Here is a 10,902-nt window from a genome sequence, read left to right on the forward strand (position 1 = left end):
CGCAATCAACTGAAAAACATGCTGATTGGTGTGGATATGGTTTGGCTTGAAGCGGAATGTAGTCGATACGAATTTTTCTCCGAAGTGGTGTCGCAGACTCAGCCTGACATTGCTTTGATTTCTCTGGATGCGAATCCGGAACTGGCGTTGAATCTGATCGGTCAGGTCACGCGTGATTTGCCGTCCTGCAATGTGATTGTGGTGAGCAGCTCGCAGGAAGGCAGCCTGATTCTCAAGGCAATGCGTAATGGGGCCAAGGAATTTTTAGGTTATCCTCTGGTGCTGGAAGATTTTCTGTCAGCCCTGAATCGCATTCAAATTACCACCGGAAAGTCGGATGGTGAGCATAGTGCGCCCCGCTCAAGTCAGGTCATTACGGTTGCGGGCGTCAGTGGAGGTGTCGGTTGTACTTCACTGGCGATTAATCTAGCCTGTTGTCTGGCACATAACGAACGAAACAGCGTCGCGGTGATCGATCTGGATCTGGCATTGGGAGACACCGATGTCTGGCTGGATATTATTCCGGATTATACGATTCAGGATGTCGCAGAGAATATATCGCGGCTGGATTATTCATTATTGAAACGCTCTTTGACCAAACACAGTTGTGGCGCTTTTCTGTTGCCCCGCCCCGTCCAGATGGATATGTCGATGCAGATCACGACTGAAGTGTTAAGACGAATTATTGCACTGTTGCGGGCGACGTTTACGCATCTGGTGATCGACATCAGTAAATCGTATAACAGTCTTGATATGGCGGCGATGGAATTATCAGATTCTGTTTTGCTCACAGCGCAGTTGGATTTACCCTGCCTGCGAAATGTCGTTCGTCTGTCACAGTTTTTTGATACCAATAAACATATCGCAGACAAAATCAAAGTCGTGATGAATCGGCTGGGTCTGGAAGATACGCAGATCAGCGTCAGTAAAGCGCTGGAAACCATTGGTCGCGATATTTTCTGCCAGATTCCCAACGATTATGCCACGATGGTCGAATCGAGAAATAATGGCGTCCCGCTGATCATGCAGGCGCCCAGAGCGAAGTTGACCAGAACCATTATGGAACTGGCTACCAGTGTGAGTGGTGAAACCGTTTCTATTGAGGAAGACTCCGTCTCGAAAAAGAAAAAAAGCCTGTTTGGTTTTCTGAATCATTCGAAATAAGAATCAGGATACGACGTACGAAGTTCAGGCATCCAGATCGAGATGTGTGCCTAATTCTCCGTCCGCATCCGGAATGCGTGTGGTCGGCTCGTCCTCAGATGTTTCTGCTGCGGGTTCAGCCTGCCCCCCTGCTCCCTCCTCGTCGGCCGGCATCCGGCCATCTGCATCGCGATCACCGGATTTGTCCGCATCACCGACATCCTGCAGTTGATGTTCCGTCATCGTTTTTTTATCGATGGACATGTTCTGCTGAGCCGCTTCCGCTTTCTCTTTTTCGAGATTAGCATCCCCTCGCAGAGCGCCGGCAAACGAACTGTTTAAATTAACGGAACTGGGGTTGATTGAACTCATAATGACTGATCCTTCAATTGAGATGGAAAAGCTATGAAGATCAGGCTGATTATCTGAGGGAGCGATGTCAAAAAAATCAAAAGCGTAATTTTCGAGGATGCCGAAAAAATGTCAAGAGGGATCTGTCTGCAAACGAAGTCAGACCCGAATTCGGGTTGATTGCAGCTTCCCTCAGACCTGATTCAGGCGAGTATCATCAAAGTAAGTCAGCTCCGGATTCGTTGAACTCGCTCTGGTATCCTCAATCAGCGTTCTGCTTTCCAGGAATTCAATAAGAGATGAGCCTGTCCTTGGTGATGGGCCTCGTGCCAGCAGACAATTTGCAGAGCCATACTATTGGTCCAGCCTCTTTCTTTGAGGCCTTCCGGAATCTGATCGATATCTGCTTCTGCGATCTGCGAAATTGTTTCCAGCAGGTTTTTTCGAGACTGAGCCAGGACCGTCCGGATGACATCCAGGGAAGGAATATTGTTGTCGGCAATACTTCCTCTCTGATACTGCGGGAACCAGTCTGTTAAATCGGAAGGGGCCGTTCTCAGTCGTGCTGTAGCGAATATTTCTTCAGTAATGCCGATATGCATGATTTGCCAGGCAATGTGTGCCCTTTGCGGGCCGGGCCGGTAGGCCAGAGCAGCGGCCGGGTCTTCGAATTGGCCAATTTCGTCGAGAAACTTCAATGTCATGGTTCTGTTTAATTCCAGAAGTTGACCGATGGTTCCGATATGAATGCTCATGAGTTCCTGTTCACTTTTAATCTGAAACGGATCTGACAGTTGTGAATTTCTTTGCTTGATTGTATATCTCACGGTCTACAACCTGAAAGTGCCTGACTATAATATCGGGCAGTTAGCCTGAATTCCTGGTTTTTTTGGCTCAACTATTCCATACGACACTTAATAAATTGTTCTGCATCCATCATCAATTATATAAAAGGAACTGCCTGACATGGGAGTCTCGGCAGAAAAGTACCAACAAAGTCTGGACTATCTGTTTGGCCGTCTCAATTATGAACGAATGGGGAGTAATCACTACTCCACCAAAGATTTCAAACTGGGACGCATGCGCGAGTTGTTGAGGCTGCTGGGGAATCCTCAATCCAGTGTGGCCACAATTCATATTGCCGGTACGAAAGGGAAAGGCTCGACTTCAGCAATGACGGCGGAGATGTTGTCTGCTGCCGGATATCAAACGGGTCTGTTTACATCACCGCATGTCACAAAGTACGAAGAACGGATTCTGATCGATCGGCGCCAGATAGAGCCTGAGTCACTGGTAGAGCTGGTGAACGGCATCGCTCTGACTGTAGAACAGCTGGATCTTGAGCCCGGCAAGATGAGCCCTACATTTTTCGAATTAACAACCGCATTGGCCTGGCTGCATTTCCAGCAGCAACAGGTTGATTTTGCGGTGATGGAAGTCGGCTTGGGAGGCAGACTGGATTCGACCAATGTCTGTGAGCCGCTGGTGACTGCAATCACAAATATCAGCTACGATCATACGGCGCTGCTGGGTAATACCATCGAACAGATCACCCGTGAAAAAGCGGGCATTATCAAGTCGGGAATCCCCGTCATCAGTGGAGTTACCCAGCCTGAAGCAATCGCGGTTCTGGAACGAGTCTGTGATGAAAAGCAGGCGCCCTTGTATCTCTTGAATCGGGATTATTTCTGGGAGCCGGTCAGAGCGACTGAAAAACAGGCATCCCTGACACAGGTCAGTCGCGCTGACGAAGAAATTCCACAACAGAAAATTCAGGTCAAAACGCCCTGGTCCGTGATTGATGAGATGCCGGTCAATTTACTGGGCACGCATCAAGCGACCAATGCAGCGTTGGCCATCACTCTGCTGGATTATGTACGTCAGCAGGGAACGCAGATTGAGAATGAGCAGATGCGGGCGGGCATGGCTCGTTTGAAATGGCCTGCACGAATTGAAGTCGTGCAGAAGAACCCCACTGTGATTATCGATACTGCTCACAATGGTGCATCGATCAAGGCATTAGTCCAAACACTCAAAGAGTGTTTTCCGCGACCGAATCATTTATTAATCTTTGCGGCGACACGGGATAAAGACGTGCGCGAAATGCTGGGGATTTTACTGCCTCATTTTCCGTCGGTGATTCTGACTCAGTACATATCCAATCCGCGTCGTATTCCCGTCAATGAATTATTTGAATTAACGCAGTCGGTTCAGCAGGAGACGGGAAACCGTTCCGAAGTGATGGTCACTGCCAGCCCGGCCGACGCCTGGTTGCGGGCAAAAGAGTGTTCTTCGCCGGAATCATTAATCTGTGTGACTGGTTCCTTTTTCATTGCCGCCGAAATGCGGGAACAGCTTTTAGGAACGACCGACGGCGCTTTGGTGACCGAGTCCTGCTGATGCGATGTACTTAAATCACCCGATCAAACAAAATCAGGTTCGGCGAAAGCCGTAAAAAAAGGGAAGAGCAGTCGAAACCACTCTTCCCTTTTGGGTGATCCTGTTCTCCAATTATGGTCCCAGCAAGCTGATGGGATTTTTTTGACGTTTGCTTTTCTTCCCTTTTTTCGGCGGACCAAGCATCTCTGCTTCCATGCCACTAAAGCCCTCGGCACTCATTCCCTCAAAACCTGGTCCAAAACCGTCTAGCGGTGCAGCCGCTTTTGCTTCTTCTGCTTTTTTGACCCATTCGAGACTGGTGCGTTCACGCTCAAGTTTTGTCTTGGCATAATCGTAAGTCTTGGATGCAGCAGGAGGCAGAGATGGTTTCAGATTTCCAAAATTGTCGACAATAATCGCCTCTGGATCAACGGGCAGATGGCCTCTTGTTTTTGTCGGCAGATTCAGATCCGGATGATCTTCGAGTCGGATCGACGGTGACGGAATGGCATCGACCAGGAAGTTTTGCGTGTCAAATTCGACCGTTGCTTTTTCTTCATACTTTTCTTTTGCGACATCATAAAGTTCAGCAGACTGCTCACCGCCGATTTCTTCCCCCACTGCCGTTTTAAGAACGGAGTGAATCGTCGTTCCCGTCTTGGGATACCACTGAAAGACTTCGAAGTTTGCAGTTGTGCTGGCAACGCCGCGGGCAGGCCGAACGTTTTGCAGGTAATAATAAACATCCTGCTCGGCAGTGACGGCTGCGGTTTCATTACTCCAGGGAGTGGTGCGTGTTTCTCCTTCGGCTACCGCAGGCAGAACCACCTCTTCGATGGGACGCTGGTAATTAGGATTACGTGCCACGAGGCGGACCCGGTATTTATAGGTTTCTCCGGGATTCAGATCAAAATCAAAGTAACGGAATAAAAGCAGACGCCCCGCGGCTGTGGCGTTGGCTTTCAGCTTCTGGATGAACTTTTTCTCGTCCAGTGGTTCGCCACCGGGAGTCTGTCTGCCCATCGTGTCGGCCATGCCTCTGAAGACAGACTCAGATTCATCAGGCTGTCCGCCGTACATGATCTCACTGCGAATCTGACGCATCCCGAGTTGCAGTTGCGAAAACCCTTTTTGTTTCTCTTTGAAAACTTTTTCGTGTGCGTGTGTTTTTTTATACTGATCCAGGAACCGGCGGTTGATTTCCAGTTCCTGCTCAATTTCTTCCTGAGTAAGCGTGAAGTTTTCCACACGGGGGTGTGTGGCAACCTTGAACCAGAAACCAGCAATACGGCTGGGAAGTGGCATCGTAAAGACACGGTCTGTAATACTGGTGTTTACGACGGGCGGGTCAAAGTCGGCACTTTCTTTGAGAATTTCAATGGAAGTTTCGATGTCAACTTTTTCCCATTTGCCGGCCCATTGATCATCTCCCGGTATTGCTTTTTTGCGTTCCAGTTCAAAATCCAGGAAATCAAGAATTTTTCCCGACTGCATATTCTGCATGGAAAAAGCATCCCCCAATGAACGTTCCAGCTTGTCCTGTTGTGTTGCCAGGTCAAAGACACCACGCACGGCGATGAATCTCAAGCCACGCCCCTCACGTACAGGTCCTGCCATGCCGCCCATCATACCGTCTTCGGCAAGACCACCCATTCCGGCTGCATCTGCAGGCATGAAACCAGGATCAAATGCACCACCAGCGTCCGGGCCACCGGCCATCATTTCTGCTTCCCCTGGCATGCCGCCAAAGGTCAAACTCATGCCCGGACCTCCCGGTCCCCCCATGCCGGCACCGCCGACGCCGGTTCTCCGTTTAAACCCATCGTATTCAGGTTCGTCGGGCTTGGCTTTTCCTGTTTCGTCGGTTTTGGAATCAGCGCCTTCCATGCCCTCTGTGAGTGCCGTCTCAGGAGGACGGAGCGCCATGATAAACCGACCGTAATCAGCAACCAGCTCTTCCACAGCCAGCCATTCTACTTCTTTAGCGCGTTCTTTTTTGCGATAAAGTGGCATGGAAAGCGGAGTCGAAAATGTAAAACTGGCTACGCCGACTCCTTTGTCGATGAGTTCCGTGACCTTTTCCCGCAAATCGTCTTCTTTGAGAAATTCATTACGTTGCTCTTCGGGCCATTGGCTGGTCCTGACCTGCGATTGCGCGGTGTCGACTTTTTGAGTCAGCTCAATCGGAGTACGTTTTTCTGTTGTCCACTTTGAAGTAAAGATGGCAAACACTACAAATAATGCAATAAAACCCAGGACGATTTTTTCGCCATGATTTACAGCAAATTCTTTGTAGTTCATTCCTTTGAGGTTGGACATGAAATTCTTCACGGGACCTTCTCCGTTTAGTTAAATTTTTTACTGTCGCTGATGAAATTCAGTTTTAAGTAATTTTGTCTTATTGGTTTACAGCGTCCGCAGGCTTTGGTTCGGTCTGGGGAGGCTGTGATTCGTCTGGTTTGGAATCCGCTGGTTGTTTGGGGGCAGCAGGTTCCGCAGGTTTCTCAGGATTTTCTCCCGCCGGAGCAGGTTGATTTTCAGGTTTTGCTCCCGGAGCAGCTTTCGGTTGGTCAGGGTTAGCCGGATTTTCACCTGGAGTGGCTGCTGATTCAGGCGTGGTTGTCGCATCCGTTGCCGCAGTCGTTGCCGGTGCAGCAGCGTCTGCCGCCGGTTGTTCTGAATTACCTTCGGCTGCTCCTTCTGTTTGAGTAACCGCGTCACCTTCGGGAGGCGTATAGGGATTATAAAGCGTCATCAGACCGGCAATGGTCACTACCGCCAGTTCGGGATCATTTAAAGCAGCATCAAGCAGGCCTTTGTTTTCAAGCCCTTGAGCTTGTCCAATGCCGGAAATTCCTCCCATGTCTGCTTCGAAGCCGCTACCTCCACCAGGACGACCAAATCCACCGTCCACGCTGAATCCCGATTCCCCTCCCGCGGCCCCCCGGCCTCTCATGCCGCCTCCCATGCCGCCTCCGCCCATGCCGCCAACGTTGGCGATAGGGCTGAGGTTGTCGTCGAACATGTCTGCTCTTTGCACACGCACAATTTCTGCGGGCCAAGGCATGTTTGTCAATTCTGCCATCAAGTTGGGGAGTTTACCGGATTGAATAATGGCTTTGATGTAAAAGGCACGCGTTTTATACGGAAGGTCTTCTGCATCGTGATAGTAGCGTTTCAGATTTTGTGCAGCACCCTGCCCGCCAAAACCACCAATACCTCCTGGCACCATTCCCGCATCTGCCGACTCCATATCGCCGGAACCTTCTCCACCACCGGCAGCGCCGTCCACATCGTTTCCAAAGATTTTGGTCAAATCCATATCAACGTCGATATTCTGCATGCCATCTTTGCCATCCGGCATTCCAGGTCGGGCTCCCCCTCCTCCACCAAAGGGGCTCGGGCCTGCCATCCCTTCTCCAGCCATTCCAGACTCCATACCATCTCCGCCGGCTGGAGCCTCGCCGGTGTCACCGACGGTTCCGCCACGAAGCTCAAGTACGGAAATCTGACGAACAGCAGATTCGCTGATGTTGGCTGCCCCTTTGTTGACTCTGGCGATGGCTTCCAGGATGGAGCTGACCAGCCAGACATCTTCCTGAGCATCCCACATTTCTTGCGAAGTGGGAGGCAGTGTCTGCCATTTATCGAGCGCGACATGGGGAATGACATTCGGGTTGATGTCGACGGTTCCCGTTCCGTCTCTCAGACTGAAAGGATGTGCCAGTTTGTGAGCACGAAGGATTTCAAATTTGTACGCACTGCGATACAGGTTTCTGGGAACACGGGAAATTTCACCGCGATACGGGGTGTCTTTCATTAACGGGGCAATATCCGCCGGCCAGACAAATAAGCTCTTTTGTTTATCCCACAGATATTTCTGGGATTGCCCGATGAAGTTATCTTTTTCTTTATTGATCTGTTGCAGTGCCGAAGACCAGGTTTCATTGGGGGGGTTGGCAGGTACTTGCGCATCTGTAAACGCTTTATCGATCGCGGTTTTTCGCTCATCGATCTCTTTGGCAAGACTGCCCGTTGCCATGCTCCAGCCCACGACAGGCAGCAGCAGCGCAATAAACAGAATGATCCAGAATTTATGAACAATAAGAGGTTTCAATTTGTCCATTGGGTTGTCCTCTGCTCTCCGAAGAGATTCGTTATCTCTAAAAAAGTTTGTTTAAGTTGTCTGAATCAAGTTGCTTTCGGCCGATCAAAATTTACCGTCTGTTAGCCTGCTTCCGCAGTTGCTGCTTCCCCTTCAGCCGCAGGAGTTTCCGGTTTGTTTTCCTGCCGTTCAAGGACAGGGATCGGCTTCCAGACGAATTCCAGTATAAACCTGGTCTGGTTAATCGGAATCATTTTCGGTTCTTTTTCAACACGCGTGGTACCGACACGGGGACGTCCTGGTCCTCCTGGGCCGCCTGCAAAACCGGACCCTTCATCGGGTAACATGCCTCCGCCTGCTGGTCTGCCACCACCGAAGCCACCAAATCCACCAGGGGTAAAGCTGCCTTCACCACCGCCCCGTTGCATTCCGCGCGGACGACCTTCCGGATAGAACTCGAATGGTTTTCGTGTATCCTGTAAAACTATGGCATGAGTAATCCCCATTTTACGGACATCGACAGACGGAGATTCGGGATTTTTCACGGTCCAGGATTGCAGGTTTTTCAGTAATGTTTCGTGTACATATAAAGCGCCGATATCTGTAGTCGGCTTTGTTTCGTCATGATGATAATGCAGGCCGTGCAGCGTGAAGACATACCCTTCGCCTTCCGGGGCTTTCTCCTGATCTTCCTTCAGCATGATCGGTTTTGCCTGCGGTGGGAGCTTATCAAACCATTCACCCAGATTCGTGTAGTGTTTTACGGTAATGCCGGGTAATTTGATTCGCTTGCTTTGCTCGATATGCTCATTATCGATTTCATCGCCAATATCCCGGGGAAGACATTCATCAATGGCTTTGTATATTTCCAGCCAGTCGTCCCGTGAGTCCAGATTCCAGACGAGCTTGTTGCCCTTCTCGATCTTGGAAGCGAATTCGGTTTTTGCTGTGTCATAGCTGGATTGATATCCGGCAACCTGAGTCGTCAAACTTTTTACTTTGTCTTCGACACTGCCGAAACGATCTTTGCTGACCGAGTTGGCAACGTTGCTGTATCCCACTGCTGAAATACAAAGGCCGACCAGTAAGGCTGCGGCTGTGACAACGGCCCAGGGTTTTTTTCGCCGGATTTTACGGGCAGTCGCAATTTCCGGGGGAAGCAGCGAAGTCCGGATCGTTGTCTGATGCAAGGCTTGCAGAGCGATACCGTAAGGCACGGTGAATGTCAGGATGTTGTCCTGGAACAGAGGTTCGTTCAGAACGGCGTCACCGACTAATGATTGAAAATCATCAAGGCGTTCGACTTCATACTGCAGGTTCTGTTGTAAGAATTTTTGTAAGCCAGCCAGTTTGAAACCGTTGCCGGTTCCATAAACCTTCGAAATTTTTGCATCACGGTTCACGCTGGAAAAGTAACCGATGGAACGCTGAATTTCCGAAACATATTCGTTGAACACAGGTCGCAAGGCCTGGAAAACCGCACGCGGGTCTTCTGAACGCGTCGCATTGCATTTGAGGTGCTCGGCTTTGGCAAACGTGAGCTTCATCTCTTTGGTCAAAGCGCGGGTGAAGTGGTTTCCGCCAATGGGGACATTACGAATCCAGATTTTGCGGCCGTTCGTCACCATGAGTGTGGTGCTGTCCGCACCCATGTCGACGACGATTGAAGACTCTTCAGGGTTCCCCTCGAATTCCTGATTGACACGCATGCCTAAGGAGTCATAACAAAGTGTGTTGTACAGACCCAGCGGCGCAATCTGGACCAGTTCTACTTCGATTTTTCGTGAGGTAAATGGTTTCAGCGCTTTCAGAACCTGATCGCGTTTCATCGCGAAGATACCGACTTCGGCATCCAGCATGTAACCACTCTCTTCCACACCCCCTCCCAGAGGCTGGTAATCCCAGATCACGTCTTCCAGCGCAAAAGGAATTTGCTGCTTGGCTTCGTATTTGACGATTTCGGGAACACGATTGGATTGAACCGGGGGTAACTGAATGAAGCGGGCCAGAGACGTCTGCCCCGGTACGCTGATCGCAATCAGGTCCCCTTTAATTTCATTTCGTGACAGGAACGTTTCCAGAGCCTGACTGATTAATTCCTCAGGAACGGCGTCAGGCTGACTCAGAATTTTGGGATGAGGAATGTAATCAAAGGCAACGGCAATAACCTGATCGGCTGCTTCCGCATAGCGAAGCCGAATGGCCTTTAAACCGGCCTGCCCAATTTCAATGCCCCAAACAGCTTGATTTTCTGCCATGTGTCTGGTTACTCCTGCTTGCCGGAAATGTCTGGCTCAGAAGAGGCCAGATACGACCGGAAAGATTTCCGTATAATTAACGAGGTGATATTTTTTTGCCTGCTGATAAGGAAACTTTCAGACCGGCAAAATCAGTTTTGATTTACTCAGTAAAGTAGAAGACAGGTCAAGGAACAATTGTCAGAGCAAACAATTCCCTAACATAAGGCTATCACAGGGTTTCTTATAAAGTCAATGAAATAACGGATGTTTGAAAACGACTTCATAAAAATTAATAGATTCGCTCCACTCCCACCTGACTTCAATCATGGATCTGTGTTTGCAATCTCATGCCAGGTTATTTTGTATTTCATTCTCACTCTGTTTGACGTGGGAGAAAGGAGATAGTTCCCGCTCAATCTTTTTTAGTACGATTTTCTCAGTTTTTTTGATGGATACTTCAAAAAGGTTTTACTTGAATACTGTATTGGTGAATACCGTTTTGTGTTTTGACGTCGTCTGATTTAAGTACAAATTAGTCAGGCATTTGTGATTTATCAGGGCTGGTGGATACCGTTCTATAGATACTCGGCGGTAGTTTGCTTATGCTAATCGTAGTCAGAGGAGGATCATGGACACCTCCTCACACAAAATATTTGCATGGCATTACGTTTCTAAAGCATTGTA

Annotated in this window: 7 protein-coding genes; 2 read left to right on the top strand and 5 right to left on the bottom strand. The window is 49.5% G+C overall.

Translation table 11 applies throughout. The features are described 5' to 3' along the window. Window positions 1-1,164 (top strand): AAA family ATPase (locus tag Q0294_RS06700; protein ID WP_299462273.1); only part of this gene is annotated, 1,164 nt, incomplete at its 5' end. A gap of 24 nt (window positions 1,165-1,188) precedes the next feature. Here the strand turns inward: Q0294_RS06700 and Q0294_RS06705 are convergent. Both Q0294_RS06705 and Q0294_RS06710 read right to left on the bottom strand, forming a co-directional pair. Beyond that, entirely contained in the window at window positions 1,189-1,515 is a 327-nt protein-coding gene (locus Q0294_RS06705) for a hypothetical protein (RefSeq protein ID WP_299462276.1), read from the bottom strand. Window positions 1,516-1,760: 245 nt separating this feature from the next. Next, on the bottom strand, window positions 1,761-2,321 hold the full coding sequence (locus tag Q0294_RS06710; RefSeq protein WP_299462279.1) for a DinB family protein: 561 nt from the start codon (window positions 2,319-2,321) through the stop codon (window positions 1,761-1,763). Window positions 2,322-2,460: 139 nt separating this feature from the next. Between Q0294_RS06710 and Q0294_RS06715 the strand changes: the two genes are divergently transcribed. Continuing rightward, complete coding sequence (locus Q0294_RS06715; RefSeq protein ID WP_299462281.1) at window positions 2,461-3,894, top strand: folylpolyglutamate synthase/dihydrofolate synthase family protein; 1,434 nt, start codon at window positions 2,461-2,463, stop codon at window positions 3,892-3,894. A 111-nt stretch (window positions 3,895-4,005) separates the two neighbouring features. On the opposite strand, the gene Q0294_RS06720 is transcribed toward Q0294_RS06715, so the two are convergent. From Q0294_RS06720 to pilM, 3 genes are all read right to left on the bottom strand, one after another. Continuing rightward, a complete protein-coding gene (locus Q0294_RS06720) occupies window positions 4,006-6,192 on the bottom strand; it encodes a hypothetical protein (protein ID WP_299462283.1) in 2,187 nt (728 codons plus the stop codon). A 79-nt stretch (window positions 6,193-6,271) separates the two neighbouring features. After that, window positions 6,272-7,999, bottom strand: a complete 1,728-nt coding sequence (locus Q0294_RS06725) for a hypothetical protein (protein ID WP_299462285.1) — start codon at window positions 7,997-7,999, stop codon at window positions 6,272-6,274. A 101-nt stretch (window positions 8,000-8,100) separates the two neighbouring features. After that, complete coding sequence (pilM, locus tag Q0294_RS06730) at window positions 8,101-10,236, bottom strand: type IV pilus assembly protein PilM (RefSeq protein ID WP_299462288.1); 2,136 nt, start codon at window positions 10,234-10,236, stop codon at window positions 8,101-8,103. Between the last annotated feature and the right edge of the window lie 666 nt (window positions 10,237-10,902).

The organism is uncultured Gimesia sp., from assembly GCF_937919775.1.
Classification (GTDB): domain Bacteria; phylum Planctomycetota; class Planctomycetia; order Planctomycetales; family Planctomycetaceae; genus Gimesia.